This is a genomic window from Aequorivita viscosa (assembly GCF_900106795.1).
GTDB lineage: Bacteria > Bacteroidota > Bacteroidia > Flavobacteriales > Flavobacteriaceae > Aequorivita > Aequorivita viscosa.
This window is the reverse complement of sequence record NZ_FNNS01000024.1, coordinates 4096-21613: the sequence shown is the minus strand read 5'-3', so window position 1 is coordinate 21613 and position 17518 is coordinate 4096. Positions and strand designations below refer to the sequence as shown.

The 17518-nt window shown below is 35.5% G+C and carries 14 protein-coding genes; 8 read left to right on the top strand and 6 right to left on the bottom strand.

From position 1 onward, the window contains the following. The first annotated feature begins 40 nt into the window (after nt 1-40). The 6 genes from BLW28_RS12820 to BLW28_RS12795 all read left to right on the top strand — a co-directional run bounded on the left by BLW28_RS12820 (nt 41) and on the right by BLW28_RS12795 (nt 4724). Complete coding sequence (locus tag BLW28_RS12820) at nt 41-676, top strand: heavy metal-binding domain-containing protein (RefSeq protein ID WP_073220675.1); 636 nt, start codon at nt 41-43, stop codon at nt 674-676. Between the two features lie 48 nt (nt 677-724). Then, nucleotides 725-994: a hypothetical protein gene (locus BLW28_RS12815; protein WP_073220678.1), complete on the top strand. Its 270-nt coding sequence runs from the start codon at nt 725-727 to the stop codon at nt 992-994. Between the two features lie 197 nt (nt 995-1191). Beyond that, nucleotides 1192-1752, top strand: coding sequence for a hypothetical protein (locus tag BLW28_RS12810; protein ID WP_073220682.1), 561 nt, complete (start codon nt 1192-1194; stop codon nt 1750-1752). A gap of 146 nt (nt 1753-1898) precedes the next feature. Continuing rightward, nucleotides 1899-2768, top strand: a complete 870-nt coding sequence (locus BLW28_RS12805) for a sce7726 family protein (RefSeq protein ID WP_073220685.1) — start codon at nt 1899-1901, stop codon at nt 2766-2768. A 3-nt stretch (nt 2769-2771) separates the two neighbouring features. After that, complete coding sequence (locus tag BLW28_RS12800; RefSeq protein ID WP_073220688.1) at nt 2772-3707, top strand: sce7725 family protein; 936 nt, start codon at nt 2772-2774, stop codon at nt 3705-3707. After that, the gene (locus tag BLW28_RS12795) at nt 3708-4724 is read left to right on the top strand and encodes an RES family NAD+ phosphorylase (protein WP_073220692.1); all 1017 of its coding nucleotides are present in this window, start codon (nt 3708-3710) and stop codon (nt 4722-4724) included. Between the two features lie 248 nt (nt 4725-4972). Here BLW28_RS12795 and BLW28_RS12790 read toward each other — a convergent pair whose 3' ends face one another. The 6 genes from BLW28_RS12790 to BLW28_RS12765 are packed head-to-tail and all read right to left on the bottom strand — an operon-like array spanning nt 4973 to nt 15704. Further along, nucleotides 4973-6703, bottom strand: a complete 1731-nt coding sequence (locus BLW28_RS12790) for a coiled-coil domain-containing protein (RefSeq protein WP_073220695.1) — start codon at nt 6701-6703, stop codon at nt 4973-4975. Nucleotides 6704-6735: 32 nt separating this feature from the next. Then, a complete protein-coding gene (locus tag BLW28_RS12785; RefSeq protein WP_073220697.1) occupies nt 6736-8007 on the bottom strand; it encodes a PDDEXK-like family protein in 1272 nt (423 codons plus the stop codon). A 19-nt stretch (nt 8008-8026) separates the two neighbouring features. Further along, nucleotides 8027-11029, bottom strand: coding sequence for a type I restriction endonuclease subunit R (locus BLW28_RS12780; RefSeq protein WP_073220700.1), 3003 nt, complete (start codon nt 11027-11029; stop codon nt 8027-8029). Nucleotides 11030-11062: 33 nt separating this feature from the next. Next, on the bottom strand, nt 11063-12343 hold the full coding sequence (locus BLW28_RS12775) for a restriction endonuclease subunit S (RefSeq protein WP_073220703.1): 1281 nt from the start codon (nt 12341-12343) through the stop codon (nt 11063-11065). A 7-nt stretch (nt 12344-12350) separates the two neighbouring features. Continuing rightward, nucleotides 12351-14093 carry an ATP-dependent nuclease gene (locus BLW28_RS12770; protein WP_073220706.1) on the bottom strand — a complete coding sequence of 581 codons (1743 nt, stop codon included), beginning with the start codon at nt 14091-14093 and terminating at the stop codon, nt 12351-12353. A 3-nt stretch (nt 14094-14096) separates the two neighbouring features. Beyond that, on the bottom strand, nt 14097-15704 hold the full coding sequence (locus BLW28_RS12765) for a type I restriction-modification system subunit M (protein WP_073220709.1): 1608 nt from the start codon (nt 15702-15704) through the stop codon (nt 14097-14099). Between the two features lie 572 nt (nt 15705-16276). Between BLW28_RS12765 and BLW28_RS12760 the strand changes: the two genes are divergently transcribed. Together BLW28_RS12760 and BLW28_RS12755 are read left to right on the top strand one after the other, a co-directional pair. Beyond that, the gene (locus BLW28_RS12760; protein WP_073220734.1) at nt 16277-17032 is read left to right on the top strand and encodes a hypothetical protein; all 756 of its coding nucleotides are present in this window, start codon (nt 16277-16279) and stop codon (nt 17030-17032) included. 15 nt (nt 17033-17047) lie between these two features. Next, complete coding sequence (locus BLW28_RS12755) at nt 17048-17458, top strand: DUF5675 family protein (RefSeq protein WP_073220712.1); 411 nt, start codon at nt 17048-17050, stop codon at nt 17456-17458. Nucleotides 17459-17518: the final 60 nt, after the last annotated feature.

Sequence of the window (17518 nt, the reverse complement as noted above, 5' to 3'; positions counted from 1 at the left end):
GTTGACTAGTAATATACCAACTGACTTTAAAATATAAATTATGAACTACCAAAAATGTCCAAATTGTGATAAATCATTAAATGGATTTTTTAGTGCAGATTTACTTCTTGAATCAAAAGTAAATTTCATTAATAAACATTTAAATCAGGATAAAGGAGCGTATTGTTCGAGTTGTTCAAAGCCCTTGTTAAATAGAATTGCAGATACATTTAGAAAGCAAAAAGCAGAAATTGAAAGTCGTCTGCAGCAAATAATACATTTTATTCCGGTAATGACCTGTCCTACACCAGTAAATTGGGAATATGAAGTTTTAGGAATGGTATCAGCGCAAACAACATCTGGAACTGGATTCGCTACTGAATTATCAAGGTCATTTAATGATTTTTTCGGCTCAGGTTCACAGACTACAAATAGAAAAATTGAAAGAGCCACCAATTTATGTAAGTCAGATTTACGTGTACAATGTGTAAGACAGGGTGGAAATGCAGTTATTTCAACTGATATTGATTTCAATGAAATTGGTGCAGGAAGTACTAATATGCTAATGGTTTGTATGGCAGGAACAGCAATCAGAGTTACTAATATGGAGAATTTTAGCACAAAAAACAGAGATACAATTATTGAGGTAATTGAATTAACCGAAAAATTGGAAGCGATATCTATTGAAATTAAATAGTGTATTTAGCCCTTTATTAAAATTTTACAATATTAAAACTCAAATTAAATGAAAGATACTATCCAAAAGATTATTCAAACAGCTATTCCAAAAGAATGCGTCTTTGATGCTCATTCAATTATTAATTTTCTAATCAAATATCATCCTGATATTTATTTATCTTCTTATAAACAAAATTGGACAACCGCATATTATCATAGTGAAATAAGTAAATTGATCGCCACGTATGAAACTGATTTGCTAAAAAGAATAGGTGAAAGTTGGTCCCAACATATTAATGGGGAATTCAGTAAGAATAAATGTTGGATAAAATTATAGAACAGTAAATGTATGTTTATTCCTTCTGGCGCGCTTTTAGAAAGAGTGTCTCTTTATCGTTGCATTTGCAATGCAATTCAGGAATTTATAATCCTACAAAAATCTTATATTTGGTATTCTTCCTGAATAAAACGCAGGCCATTATCTATTATATTTGGTATAAATCCAATCTATAAATTGTTTTAATATATTTTAAAGTGAAAAACCAACTGGAATTTTATAGAGAAATTCACGCTAATGAATTATTAAGAAAAAATGAAATTGATGCTTCAATTGGTTTTCCTACCACCTTATTAACTTTACTTATCGGTGGAGGGTTTTTCATTTTTAAGGATGAAAATTTTCACCCACATTACACTGACAATGAAATTATATTAATCGTTATCACGGTCTGTACAATATTGTTCATTCTCACCATTTTAATAGCTATGACCTTTTTGATTAGAATGTATCTAAACCGTTTTCGGAAATACAAATACCTACCTTGTTCGTTGGATTTGATAAATCGAGAAGACGAGCTTTTTAAACATTACTTAGCATTCTTTAAAAATAATGGAGACAAAAAGGCAAAGAAAAAAGCGATAAGTTATGCCACAGCTGCGTTTGAAAAGGATTTATTAAAATATTATGTTGAATTTGCAACCGATAATCAGTTAGTAAATGATGGTAGAATTAAGGACTATTATTGGTCAAGGAAAATATTAATAGGATCCATTGTTTTAATAACTATAATTGGAATATTAATTTTAATAAAATAAAAAATGTCAAATCAAAAGCCACCACCACCGCCACCGCCACCGCCAGGAAGAGAATTGGGCCAACCACCAATTTCACCCAGGACGCCAAGGCCACTTCCGCCTCGTCCAAAGCGGTAAGCATCAAAAATTATAACTAACTTTGTAACATGGTTACTACGGAAAAATACACTTTAAATCAGTTACGTGACTATTCCTCTTTGTTTAGCAGAAGTGAGGTTGAGCAATGGGCGACAGGTAATTTTTTTTCAATTAACAAAAAAATTAATCGCTATGATACTAACTGGATTTCCTATAAAAACGCTACTTATCTAAGCTATCTAAAGCATTTATATAAAATTCTTGAACTTCATTATCCCAATGAATATATTTATAAAAACTCATTCTTAAACGAATGGTTACTACAAGAATTAGGAAAGTCCAACTCTAAAGTATTTAATGAATTTCGTGTTGGCAATGCCATTGCTGATTTGGTTATGTTCAATGGGCACTCCAAGGTATTCGAGGTAAAATCTGAATTGGACTCAGATAATAGATTGGAGCTTCAATTAGAAAATTACCATCAGGCTTTCAACCAAGTATTCATTATAGTTCCTGAATCTAAGCTTGCTACTTATTTGAAGTATAATGAAAAGGTTGGAATAATTACTTACAATAATTTAAGAGGAAATAAATTTGAGCTAGTCCGTGATGCAGTCTTAGACTTTCAGATTAATCCTGAAGTAATTATGAATATTTTGCGAACAGCAGAGTATAAATCGCTGGTGCAATCATATTATGGGATGCTGCCTAAAATGACAAGTTTTAGTCAATATGATATTTGTAAAAAGCTAATTAAGGAGATACCTGTTCCTAAATTGAATGATCTGTTTATACAGACAATGAAGAGTAGAGTTTTTAAACCTGAGGTTTCGAAAAAAAACTACAAAGAACTAAATCAGATTAATCTTTCCTTAAAATTAAATAAAAAACAAAAGGAACGGATGATTCTCAATCTGAAGTCACCATTAAATATGTAAAGTATGTATTATCCAGTTTTAAGGGCTCGGCAATTTGAACTAATTATGTTACGGGAATTGGCAAGGGAAAGGGTGCTAAAAGATTATATTCTTCCAATCCTTGAACCTGTTAAAGAAAGTTATAATAACTTAAATCTTGCTTTACGAGAATTCGAGCAATCTAATCAGCATGCTTATTTAATATTAAATCCTGAGTTTGGTCAAAAGATTGGGGATACTCTTTACTATCTCGATTATATCCACGACCTTGAACTAGATCTTTTTATTCCGGCATTTCATTACAGGAATAATCGCGATTATATTATTGAGAATATTAAAAAATTTGATCTAAAGGATATCATGTTACTTTGTGGAAATGACATCAGTATGGAAGATGAAGAATTTAAACATCTTGCAGAAATGCCCCAAATATCTTCAATTACAATGAACGATCCACAAAGAAATCGTTCGTTGGATCGCTATATTAAAACTCTTCGCAAAACATATATTCGACTGGATGATTTATTTGAGAAACAAGTGCGAAATAGTGATTTCTTGGATATTCAGGAACACAGGTTTTCTGAAGAACATTTGTTTTATGATGAGGAAAAATATAATGGATTTGCGGATTATACTGTTTTACCGAGTGAATTTATTGATGGCGGCAGTACTCCTAGAGCTGTTGTTATTCATCTTACCTATATGAAAGAAAATGGTCAGATTTGGATCCGACATTTTACTTCTGAAACCAACGATTCTATTGCCAACGTTCAAGGTAAGTTTGCAGAAGCTGCAAAAAAGGCTGTTGAATTTTGCAGGGAAAACGAATTAACCAACTCTGCCATCGCAGAATTAGAAGATTATTATGACCGGGAGCATTACCCAGGATTAGGCGTTGTGAAAAAAATCGGGATTAAAAATCACCTTCTTGTAGTTCAGAAGTATTTAAAAAGTAAGTAGATGAAAGTTTGCGCCAACTGTTTTGCGGATAAAGAGATTAAAGGTTTTATATCTTCCTTCCAAACTATTGGTGAATGTAAAATTTGTCTTTCTAGTGCTGTACATCTAATAGACCTAAAAGAGCTTTTGGATTTTTTCCAAGAATTAATTGACAATTTCGAAAAATCGGAGAACGGCGAGCCATTACGATCTAAGATTCAAGCCAATTGGAGTTTCTTTAGTTCTCAGAAAACCGCGACAGAAATTCTTAATAGAATCCTTCCTGAAATTAATACGGAGATAATAAGTTCTGATGATTTAGTGGAATACTCTACCGAGATTACTGATAATTATAATCATTGGGAAACCGTAAAGGAGGAGTTGAAATGGACAAAAAGATTTTTTATAAATATTGAAGACTTGGGATGGGATGGTTTTTTCAACACCCAATATAAACTAAAACAAAGTGACAGACTATTTCGCGCGCGAGTGCATCACACCAGCGATCAACCAGCTATTGATACAACTAATATGCTAAGTCCTCCACGTCAAAGCACTTTAGGTGGTCGTGCGAACCCGATGGGAATCCCCTATTTATATTTAAGTGATAATGAAGAAACCGTATTATATGAGGTTAGGGCATCCTACTTGGATGAACTAAGTATTGGCACATTTCAACTTAAACCTGAATTTGAAAGTTTAAAAATTGTAGATTTTACTGAAGACACCTCTCTATTTCAACCAAGAACGGTGAGAGAAACAATTATGGCTAGGTTATTCAGGGATCGTATAAGTATTGATCTTTCCAAACCAATGCGCCGATATGATAGCGAGATTGAATATATTCCTACTCAATTTATCTGCGAATTTATAAAGGTTTTCACTGGAGCTGGAGGTATTCGATTTAGAAGTTCACTTCACCCTGATGGGAAAAACATTGTTTTATTTGAAGATAGCAAAGTGAACTGTGTTTCAGTGAAAAAGATAAAAATTACAAGTTTGAGGCTGAGGGCGGTAGAGCTTAAAGAAGAACTATAGGACTATCTCATAAAGTGTGTTAGTGTCTTAATCCATAATCTCAGGTATAATGCAATTGAATTGAGTAATAGAATTTTTACTTCACAGTTATTTTTTAACTAACCAATGTTTGCAAGATTCTAAAAGAGTTTAGCTCTAAAGTCATTAATCCAAATTAACCAGTTTCTAAAATTATTATATATTCCTAAATGTCTAAATCCTGATCATTAATTTTAGTTTGAAACTCTTCTAAAAACCATTCGAGAGATTTATTTTTCCTTCCAAGTTCCCTTCTTAAAAAATTCTCGTGCCCGCTTATAGAACTCTTCTTGGCGTTGAGCATCTTTGTAATCGTGTCCCACGCGTTCTGCTTCCAGTACATACTTAATTCGTTTGGGAAATCGGTTGGGGGAACTTCTGATTTCTTCAAGAAATTCTTCAAAAATTGCTCCTTCAGGTCGTTGTTCTTCTTTAATAAGGAGAGCCTCCTCTCTTCCAAAACTTTCTTGTTCTTCTTTTTCAAGCTTTCCAAACGTTCGAGATATGGCTTGCTCTTTAATTCGTAATCCTGCAACAATTCGTTCTTCGTCGTTATAAGCTTCTGATAGTTTTTCCTTTCTATCTCTAAATTTTCCTCTAATTCGTTCTGTAATTTCTCTATTTCTTCTTGTAAAGTTTTCAAATTCTTCTGCTTCAAGTTTTCTATGGTTTGCAGCAAGCTCGTCTTGTTCTTGTAATAATTCTCCGATAGAGTTTTCTCTTGTTCTGATAAGTTGTCCAAATTCGCTTGAAAGTTTTTCAAACTCAACTCGTAATTGTTCGCTATCTTTTCTAAATCTTTCTCTAACAGCTTCCTCAGTCCATCCATTTTCGAGCTCCTCTCTTTTATCGCTTTCAATTCTTGATTGCGTTGTCTCAAGTTCTGATTTCTTTGATTTATATCGTCTTTCCAAATCGTTATACTTGCGTCTAAGTTCTTCTTCTCGTGTTGTAGTTTCTCCTTCCGCTTTTCTAAGCTCAATATGTCGCTTTGTAAATTGTGCTCGTACTTCTTTATCAATTCCAACTTCCAACTCTTCCAATCTCTTTTGCTCTCCTCTTGTAGCTTTCTCAATTCTTGATATTTCAGATTCAAGGTGTTGTTCAGTTCTTCTGTACGATTCTGATTGAAGGAATTTTTTAATAGATCGTAACGTGTTATTAAGTCTTGCCTTGCGGCAACTGATGTCTTCTTCAAAAATTCGTCTTTGGTCTTCATCAAGTTCCAATATTCCTTCTGAAGTTCTAGAGGAAACTTTTTTATAGTTGGTGTTTGCTTCGATTTCATTGTATTCCCACTTTACACGTTTAGTTGACTTAAAATTATCTTCTATCTCTTGTTCTGAGGACTTAGGAACGATAATGCTAACAGTATCAATTCCTAATCGTCGTAGCTTAATTTTCTTTTCTTGATTTACTTTATGAGTAATTACCAATTCTATCAATAAAATTGGTTCCCCATTGGCATCAAAGAAAACAACATCAGGCCTTATTAATAAATATCTATCTTCTCCATCTGGGTTTTTGCCAAATAGTACTGCACCTTCCTTATCTTCATAAAAAATAAGTTGGGATTTTACTTTATGTGCATTTATAAATTTTGGTTTTTCAAGAAGCATTGGTATCCCGTCCTCTCCTTTAGGTGGGTATTTATAAACACCGGGCACTTTGATGGTTTTTAACCTTTGTAGTATATCTGTGGCTAATAGCTCTCTGTATTTTCTATTACTAAATGTACAGGGAGTTTCGTCTTTTGTAATATCTACCGGAACATGTCTAAAAAAAGATCTATGATTAAGGTTCTTTTTCATTTTGACAGCCTCCATTTCTTTATCGCAACCTATACAGAAATACCCTTTACGACCACTAATAGCATGGTCGATATAAAGATGATTTCCTTTTACATCCTTTGCCCAATCATTATTGGTTTCAATATCATATTTTTTTTCTTCTAAAGGCATTACTCCATTAAGGTTGTATTTGCAATTAAGGATTAAGATTCATTAATATCATTAATTGTATAATCCCCTACCCTATTCCCTCTATTTATATCAATTTCCCTTATAACTTCCGTATATTCATTCACAAATTTAATTACTTGTGAAACTGTCTCTTCAAGTAAATCTTTAAAGGTCTGGGAGTTCTCATCATTTAATTTTAGAAGTAAATCACCGCTATTTAAATGAAGTGGATTGTTCTTAGGTGTTTTAATTAATCTGATAACTGGCCAATATTTACTTAGATATTTATCAATTGACTCATCTGCAAAATCAATGTTAATCTCTTGGGTTAGTCTGTCAAAAATTCCAATAAAAATCCTACCATTTTCATTTCCTTTGCCACTGAATGATTCAATTCCAAAACGCATGGTCAAATCTTTGGAATTATCTAACTCGATCCAAATTTGCGAAAAATGAAAATCTGCTGCGTTTCCACTCACTACCCTATAATTGCTATCAATCAACTTATTTCGTAAATTTCCTATTACAGCTTGCCTAAATGATTCTCGGACATTATATATAAGTTTATCGAAATTACTGTGTACATACTGGGCAGCTTCATAATTGTTTAGAATGCTTTTGGTAAATTCCATTTCGTGCGTTTTATCCATGGTGTTGGTTAGTTTTTTAAGTAGTAGAATATATTTCTTTATTGATATTGATAATATTGAGTCAGGTTGTAAATGCTGTTGACAAACACTGAGCCACTCAATTATATCTTCTTTATAACTAATCTTTCGAATATTTTTTAATTCTAAACTTTGGTAGCTATATTCACTAGGATCCGTTCCATACAGAGTTAAATAACACAATTGAGTTTTTGACTCATTGTGTTTACTGTATCTATATAATTGTTTTCTTTGATCTTTTGCATAAATCTTATTTTCAATGGCAAGAGTATGTCCTGAATCAAAAATTATAAGTATATCTATAAAACCACCTCGCTCATAATCCGCATCAATAGAACCAATGTGATATTCTTTGATTACTCTTGTATTATTCAAATCTCTTCCCTTAAATTCATAACCTATCTTTTCTAAGAACTTTTCTAGAAATAAACTTTTGGCATAATGATTATATGCTGGATCTAGTAAGGCGGCAAGAATTGCAGAATGAGTATGAGTTTCATTAGACTCCATTCCCATTACACTAAACAGGTTAAAATCCTCTCCTTTTTCTCTTAATTTCTCTTTATGTCGTTTCGTTATTGTTCTAACTTCCTGTAAAAAAGGATCGACATTTTGTTTAATCGTAGTTTCGTTCATATATTATCTTTGTTAGTTTTTAAGCACTCCACTCCCCAAACTGCCCCTCTGCTTGAAGCATTATCTCCTGCAAAATCTCATTCAACTGAGAAATAGAAATTTTACCACGCAGCTCTTTTTTAACCGCCAAGCGTATTGCAGCCTTAGCATTTTCCTTTTTTGTCCAATCCAGTTGCAGATTTTTCTTCACGGCTTTTACCACGCCGTGAACAATGTCTTGAATTGGGCCTTCTTCTTTAATAATGTCCTTTTTAGCAGCGAGTATATCGTAAAACGCCAATTCCTCATCTGTAAGTCCTAAAGATTGTTTTCGCTCGTCCTCTTGTTGCAAGTCTTTAGCGCGTGCTACCAATTCGGCTATAGTAGCGTAGGAATCAAGGGCATTGGAATGATAGCGGTCTATCACCTTTTCCAATTCCTCTTTTAATGAAGTATATTTCTTTATGTTTTTATGTAGTCGAAGTTTTATTTCGTCCTTTAATATGTTTTTTATCAACTCAATCTTAAGCGCCAATCCATTTTTTTCCTGTTTAGCTCCCAAAAGAAAGGTTTCATCCAAAATAGAGATATCAGGCTTTTCAATTCCCGCCATCGCAAAAACATCCACAATATTCTCGCTCTCTATACTCTGACTAATTAGCTCCTTTACTTTTTCTTTCTGTTCGTTGCGGATTGAGGTCACCGATTTAGCATTACGTATTGCTTTTGAAACGTGCTGCATAAACAATACATCCACTGCAAACTCCTGTATGGCTGGCTGACTCTTTACAATACTTAATAAGCTTGTAAGCGACTTTTCAGCTTTCATAAAATCTTCTGAATCCTCATCACTCTTGAGAATGACATTTATCGCCTTTTTCACTAAAAGCAATTTATCGCCGTCGCGCAAAACTTTCCATTGTGAATAATCTATTTCAGAAGGAATAAATACCCTACACTTTTCAACCTGATTAAAAAACAACTCCAAGGCTTGCTCGATATCAATAGTAGGTTGCCCGTGACCACCTTCTTGTGTATATTTCTTGGTTGCGGTTTTCAGGTTATCGCCTATACCAATATAATCTACAATCACCCCATTTCGTTTATCGCGGAAAACTCTGTTGGTTCGTGTAATTGCTTGCATCAATGTATGTCCTCGCATTATCTTGTCCACATACATTGTATGCACACAAGGCGCATCAAAACCTGTTAGCCACATATCGCGAACTATAACTATCTGCAATGGATCCTCAGGATTCCGAAACCGCTTCTTCATTGATTCCGTGGCATCTTTTGTTCGCAAATGTTCATTCCAAGAAAGGGGATCCTTACTGATATTTCCAGTCATAATTACCGCCACTTCGGGGCATTCTTCCAATGCCGTAAGGGCATTATACATTTTCACGCAGTTTCTACGGCTCATACAAACTATCATGGCTTTCCCTTCTAGTGTATCTGTTCGCTCGGTAAAATGACCTAATATATCTGCCGCAACTTTGTTTACTCTATCTTCCGATCCTGCTGCATCCTCAATTGCCGCCCAACGTAAGGATGGGTTTTCTTCGGCAGTTTCGCCTAATTCGTCCACATCTTCGTCTATGGCTTCATTCCATAAATGGAGTTTCGCCAAACGGGGTTCGTAAAATATATTTACTGTAGCATTGTCGTCCACAGCTTGTTTTATATCATACACGTGGATAAGATTTCCAAAAACCTCAACAGTGTCTGCATCCTTACTGTCTATAGGCGTACCCGTAAAGCCGATAAAGGAAGCGTTTGGTAACGCCTTCCGCAGGTTACTAGCAAACCCATCCAACAGCCCATATTGGGTTCTGTGGGCCTCGTCTGCCATTACAATTACGTTTTCACGTTCGCTTAAAATAGGATGCTCTAGCTCTCCTAACTTTTCATCGGTGGTCTGTTTTAAACGGAACTTTTCAGTAGTAGTAAAAATTACCCCTCCAGCTCCGGCAGAAAGTAATCTGCGCAGGTCGTCCGTGCTTTTAGCATGCTGTACCTCCCCTACCAAATCTTTTGCCAACACAAAGTTTTCATAGAGTTGGATGTCCAAATCACTTCGGTCAACCTGCACGATAATCGTTGGATTTTTCAATTGAGGCAAACTTCGCAAAATCCCTGTATACATTGCCATACTGATACTCTTGCCACTTCCTTGGGTATGCCAAATTACACCAATTCGCCCATCGCCATAAGGTCTAACGGATTTCTTGGCGGCATCCACTGCAAAAAGAACTCCAAAGAATTGGTGATACTTTGCCCCCTTTTTAATAAGTGTGCCGTTATGGTCTTCGTGAAAAATAAAATTCTTAATATAGTTTAGCAACCGCTGCTTTGGGAATAGCCCAAACAACAGGGCATGCATCTGAAAATCGTCTTCCTGAACTGTGTCAACGCCATTAATGCTTTTCCAAGCTGCATACCATTCCATAGCTGAACTGTACATACCGTGTTGCGCCTCATTCCCATCGCTGATTATGGTAATGGCGTTATACTCAAACAACACCGGAATATCTTTGATATAATGCCCAATCTGGTTGTGTGCTTCCTTTAGGTTGGTATTGTCGTCATACCAATTTTTAAGTTCAAAGACAACGAGTGGTAAACCATTAACGTAGATTATAATATCAGGTCGTCTCTTGTTTTTGCCTGTAATGCTGAATTGGTTTACCGCCCAAAACTCATTGTTGGTGGGCGTCTCAAAATCTATAGGATAGATATGAACAGCTTTTTCTTGTCCATCGGCATCTTCATAGGCATATTCCTTTCCTTTGGTAAGTTTTAGATGAAAATCACGATTCCGATGGGCCAAGTCTGCACCCACATTATTGGTAAGCTCGGCTACTGCAAGTGTCTGTATCTCTTTGGGAATATGTGGGTATTGTCTTTCAATAAACTCCAATAGCGGCTCCGTAAGCACCACCTCTGTATTATTCTGAGGCAAGCCAGTGCCCAACTTGTGGACATACCCCAAATCTGTTAGCCAATCTATGGCGGCTTGTTCTATGGTAGCTTCTCTTGTCATACTAACTACCTGCGCAGGCAGGTATCTTTTAAATTATACTGCGCTTTCAATTTTTTCCTCAAATTCCTTCAACCGCACTTCCCCACTTATCAATTTTGGCAAAAGGGTGTCGCGGAGTTGGGTTAGGGTTTGGTTTTCTTGAATGTTCATCTTTATATTTATAAAAAACCTATTAATATCTTTCTGAATTTTCTCCATTACGTCATTTGGAGGCAATAAGACTTTAATGTTTTTAAATGTTGAAGTTGTTATAGTATCGAAAACAGAACCATAAGCTACATTTAAAAAATGCCTCATTAAGGAATCTATCAATAAATAGGTGGTCGCTTGAGAATATTTTGATTTTGAATAAACTCCATAGCAAGATTGGTTCATAGCCATTGGTTTTGCGATCATCCCAAATTTCCCTACAGAACCTCTTGCAACTAAAATAACTGAATCTTCCGGTAAGATTTTTGTCGAACTATTATCAAGACCTAATTGAGTGATTTTCTTTTCAGTATCATTTATATAAATATTACCCGAATTGCCTATATCTTTTGCTGACACCCATTCAAATTTTCCATTCCAATAATCCTTTTCAGTTGTTTTAGGTGTTCCTCCACTGAGTAAATCAAAAAGTTCTAGGAATTCATGCGTTGTCCATCCCTCAGGGATCTCCCCCAGTTCACTCTCCACAAACGCTCCATCCTGAAAAGGTCCAAAATCCACGAACCAATGCTTATAAAGTGCCATTGCCATTTCCTCCAAGGTCTTGTTAATGGCCCGGTTGTTCTCTATTTTATCGTCTATGGCGGAGAGGATTTGGGCTATTGCCTTTTGTTCGGGGAGGGGTGGGAGTAATATCTCTAAATCTCTGATTTGGGCAGGTGAAATGTTAGCTTGGTTTGCACTACCTGTTGCATTTAAAGCAAGGGAATAATTAATTTCATATCTATTTAAAAAATAGCAGACATAATCAAAATCTGCCACATCATTATCAGTTATATAAATCTTTCCGACACGTTGATTTAAAAGTGCAATATCATCTAATCGATATGTTCCCATCTTCCCAACAGCTGAACTCATCACGTTAACTGTTGAACCTGTCATAGAGATAAGGAAATCATTTCTTTTGATGACATATTTTTCAAGCTTGTCATCAAGTTTTCCTGAATAATATCCTGCACCTTCCAAAACCACATTTGGAGAAATAATATTTTTAATTTTAATAACTGGAATTCCAGAATCTTTCAAATCTTTCGATTTAAAAGCGTATCCATTTTGAACGTCTGCAAAGTCTCCTAGTTTATATGTTTTCCAGTTTTGGGGCATTAAAATTTTATTTGAATTCGATTAATTTACTTTTGATCTCAAAGACTAATTCCATTAAATCGTGATAATAACCAATATTACTATCATAAGGGTATAATTCAGAAAATTTTCTAAAAACAGCGATTTTATTAATTCCTCCACTTAAATGAACTTTAAAATGGGGATTAAGAGTGTCTAAAATTGGTAAGGGATATTCTTTGATTTCAATTGGTGAAAATTTTTTCTTCCATTCCAATGTATCTTGTTGCTCTGTATAATATGTGTTATAAGCTGTGATATAAGCTTCCTGATTTAACATATCTTCCATTGTTCTTACGGAATCATCCTTCAATCTTTGAATTACTGTAAAATAGTCCCAATTTGGGTTATCGGAAATATTAGTTTTAAACTTTGGTTTTACTATCTCTTTTTTCGCAGCGTGATCAGAATCCATAAGAACCAACCCTTTTAAATCAAGACTGTTTAAATACCTGACTGAAGGGATGATCTCTGTTACAGTATCTGCACTGAATATATTGGTCCAACTAAGAGGTTCGAACTCCTCTTCCTCGTGGATTATATAATGTAGTAAATACTTATCTGAATTGCCTTCAACTACAATATTAATATCGTTGATTAAAAAAGAGTCATTAAGAAGTAAACCAAGCTCCTTTCGAAGAATTTGATATTTATTCTGATATACTTTTGTTATAATTTCCGTTCCCTTAGTAGTATCTCTTCTTACAAGTATTAGATTATCAGGTTTCTTTCTATAGGCCAAAAAAGGATTGTGTGTTGAATAGATTACTTGCTCATTTAACGCGAAGTCTTCAAAAATCTTTATTAAATCTCGTGCTCCTTCTGGATGTAAAGACACTCCCGGTTCATCAAGTAAAAATATATTTTTTTTAATCTGAAACGCGTTGAGATAAGTATTGTTAATTAGAAAAGAAAAGAAGTATTGGAAACCTACACTCCTTTCTCTTAAGGAATAGGATCTATTTGACGAATCTACTATTCTTAAAAGAAATTTATCTCCTGAATATTTTAGATCAATCCTAATTGAGTTGTCTTGGGAATAGTTTTCTTGCAATAAATCAGTTATTTTTTGACTTATTGTATAAAGTTTGTCCTCTAACTTCTCAATATTGTTTGTTTTCAATAGCTTGAGGTCATTAACACCACCAATTGCAAAGAGTCTTTTAAAAGTCTCAAAGGAACCTTGATTCTGTTGTAGTTCCTCAAGAGAAGTCGGTGATATGACCAAATTTTCAGAAGTAATTAATTCAATGTGCGGAATGACTTCTTCCCAAATTTTATTTTTTATATTTTTCATATCTTCATCACTATAATTCTCTTTTAAATTATAGGTTCGGTTATTACCAGCAATAAGGTCTAATGCAGTATTGATTTCTTTATTCCCATTAATTTTAATTCTTATCCATTTAATGGCGAAGTTTTTTTTGGGAATTGCTTTATTGTTGGTATCGAAGCTTAAAGGAAGAATATTATTTACCTGCGTCTGTTCCTCATCATTAACTAAAAAATATCCAGTGATTGCAGGAAAATCATCCTTGTCATACCTATTTGAGTTTTTATTTGTATGGGCTGATGTGAGCTTGTTTTTTGAAAAATTTAAAAAACTCACAGCTTCTAAAATTGCTGATTTGCCCGATTCATTTTTTCCGACTAAACAAGTTAGAGAATGTAAATTAAGATTAAGCCTCTTTATGGATTTAAAATCCTCAATAAGTATTCTTTCTAAAATCATATCTCAAAATTTTTCAAAATTCTCCAAAATTCTTTCCTGCAATTCATTTCCCTTTTCAAACTGCTTTCCAAGCTGCGCTTTTAAAGTCTCCATTTTGTCTTCAAAAGGAATTCCATCATCCTCCACGGCTTCACTGCCCACATAAATCCCCGGGGTAAGTTTATAATCTTGTTTCTGTACTTCTTCAGTGGTGGCGCTATAGCAGAAACCGTCAACGTTTTCATAATTGGTAGCTTTTTTCACTTCGTTGGGAAGATTCCGCCAACTGTGATAAGCATCACTAACTCTTTTAATATCTTCATCGGTAAACACACGTAGCTTCCGGCTTTCCATAGTTCCCATTTTACTGGTATCTATAAAAAGTATTTCCTTGGTACGTTCTCGGTGAATTCCATCCCTACCATCGCGATTTTTGCTAAGGATAAAAATACAGGCTGGTATGCCAGTGGTTAAAAACAACTTATCGGGTAATCGCACAATACAGTCAATCATACTGTTGTTTATCATAAACTCCCGCACGTTCTTTTCTCCTCGATTGTTACTGGTCATCGCGCCATTTGCCATAACAATAGAGGCAGTGCCCGAATCGCTTAAATGACTCCAAAAAGTCTGCATCCACATATAATTGGCGTTCCCATCGGTAGTGAAATCTTCTTTGGGGCCAAACAGTCGCGGATCGTTTTCAGGCAAGTCTTCGGGATGCCATTGGCTTACATTAAACGGTGGATTTACAATTATAAAATCAGCTTTTAAATCTGGGAATTTATCCTGCAACAAAGAATCGCCAAGCCGAACATCAAAAGAAAGATCGCGTAGGGCCAAGTTCATTTTGCAAAGTCTCAAAGTACCATCATAGCGTTCCTGTCCATAGATAGAAATATTCTTCTTGTCTCCTCCGTGCGCTTCCAAAAACTTTAAGCTCTGCACAAACATTCCTCCAGATCCACAAGCGGCATCAAAGATTTTGCCCTCAAAAGGTTCAATCATTTCCACCATCAATCGTACAATACTCCCAGGAGTAAAAAACTGCCCCGCACCGGAACCCTCAGCGATGGCAAACTTTCCGATATAATATTCGTACACCCTGCCAAGAATATCACTCTCCGGATTTTCTTTCACCGAAAGTTTTGGGTTTGCCAATAGGTTTATCAATCCTGCCACCTGCTTGGCGGTCAATTGGCTTTTTACGAAAATACGTGGTAATATTCCTTTTAAGTCGGGTCGGAAAGTAGCCAAAGTTTTATCCAGCAGATCGAAAGCATCATCCACTAGAACTTTTATATTATCCTGCTCGGCATTGTCCTGTAGAAATTGCCAAGTAGCTTTCTTTGGAATGATATAAGTGTTTTTGGAAAGATATTCATCCGGATCCTCCAATACATAGTTTTGCTCTTCCTTATCCAAAGTGTAATAATCAGATTCCTCATCATTAAGAAGCTCCACCAAACGCTCCTTCCGCAATTCATATCGTTCAGAAATATGTTTTAGGAATATTAAGGGAAGTACGTAATCTTTATATTGGTTTTCAGCAACGGCGCCACGAAGTTCGTTCGCAGCCTTCCAAAGTTCCTGTTCAAAATTTATATCGGCCTTGGGGGTGGTTTTTGTCATTCGGGAATTGGTTGAGTTGGGTTTTATCTTCAAATATAAATCAATACAATTTTTATTCCTTACGGGATTCCTCATTGAGAACAAGGCAGTATTGAATCTGTTCAAATATAAGATTTATTTTAGGAATGCTTTAACACTCTTATGCGATTAAAGCGATGGTGATAAAAATTGTAATTCGTGTGTTTACTGTGTCTTAGGCTTTAATTAAGAAAAAAGTAGCTATCCATAAGTATAGAAATGTCCAATTCTTGGTTTGATCGTGGGCTTGTCAAAACCAGATAGCGTTTTTGATTTTTAAAATATTGATCTAAACTGGCTTTGTACAAAAAAATCATTTTTGTCCGACAAAAGACTTACGATTTGTGAGGGGACTTGGGGGACGGTGGGGGCTATAGGGATGGGGAATTTTGGAATTATGATGATGATAATTGCTGTTTTTTCAAACTAAGTTACGGGAAGGGTGCAGAAATATGCAGAATTATGCAAAAAGTGTCTGTTTATGTTTTGAGCGCTGATTTTAAATGAGTTGTGTTGTAGGTTTGAGTCATTGTTTAACATTAAAATTTATAATTATGGCAAAACAGAAAGGGATTTTAAAGCTAAAAGGTACTATGGGAGATATTACCTTTTACAAGACTCAAGACGGGTATATGGCTCGTGAGAAAGGTGGGCTTGACAAGAACCGTATTATGACGGATCCTGCTTTTAAGCGTACTCGAGAGAACGGGATGGAATTTGGAACTGCTGGTAAAGGAGGCCAATTGATTAGAAAGGCCGAGCGACTTTTAATTCGGCAGGCCAGTGATAACCGTTTAGTTTCGAGATTGGTTCAGCAGCTTATGACAGTAATTAAAAGTGATAGTTTGAATGAACGCGGACAACGCAGCATTCAAGATGGAGATATGGGATTATTGGAAGGTTTTGATTTTAATCAAAAAGGAAAGTTGAATACTGTTTTTTTTAACGGCTATTTACCCAGCTTTGATCGTGCAACTGGCGCATTTGACGTGGCTATTGCAGCCTTTGCTCCCGATGAGACCATAGATGCACCTCGAGGAACGACGCATATTCAATTGGTTGCCGGGGTTTGTGCTCTTGATTTTCCAGGAAGAACTTTTGAAGAAGACCACACTTTGTCTCCCATAATTCCGTGGGACAACCAACCACAGTCTGCATTAAACCTAGTTGCTACTATAGGCGGTGGGGGAACGCTTCCTGTTATTCAGTTAATTGGGGTAAGTTTTTTCCAAGAGGTGAACGGGGAAATGTACCCCTTACGTAACGGTTCTTTTAATGCGCTGGCAATAGTGGGCGTGGATCAGGTATAAGAAAAAACTTAAGTTATGGACTTATATCTGCACAGAACACATTATAAGAATGGGACAAACGGGATATTATTTCATAAGCATCTTTTTTTGTGCTTTTGTATAGAGTTGCCTTGGATAGTGAACAAGCGTAATATTTCGTGTATACCCGATGGAACCTATGAAATGGAGCCTTTTTATTCTCCGAAATTTGGTCATCATTTGAGGATAAAGAATGTACCTGAGAGACTTGGTATTCTTATGCATCCAGCCAATGATGCGCTAAAAGAACTGCGAGGATGTATCGCTCCAGTTTCGCAACTCACTGGTATTGGAAAGGGATTGGGGTCAAGACAGGCCTTAGAAAAGGTTATGCTGCGTGTGGAAGGAGTACTAGAGCCAGGAGAAGTATTGTTCTTGACGATTACTTCTGAGCATTCGGGGAGGTGATCTTCGGTACAAATTTCAGCTTTGCTACGCACGCTGAAATTCACTCAGATACCTTTGTGT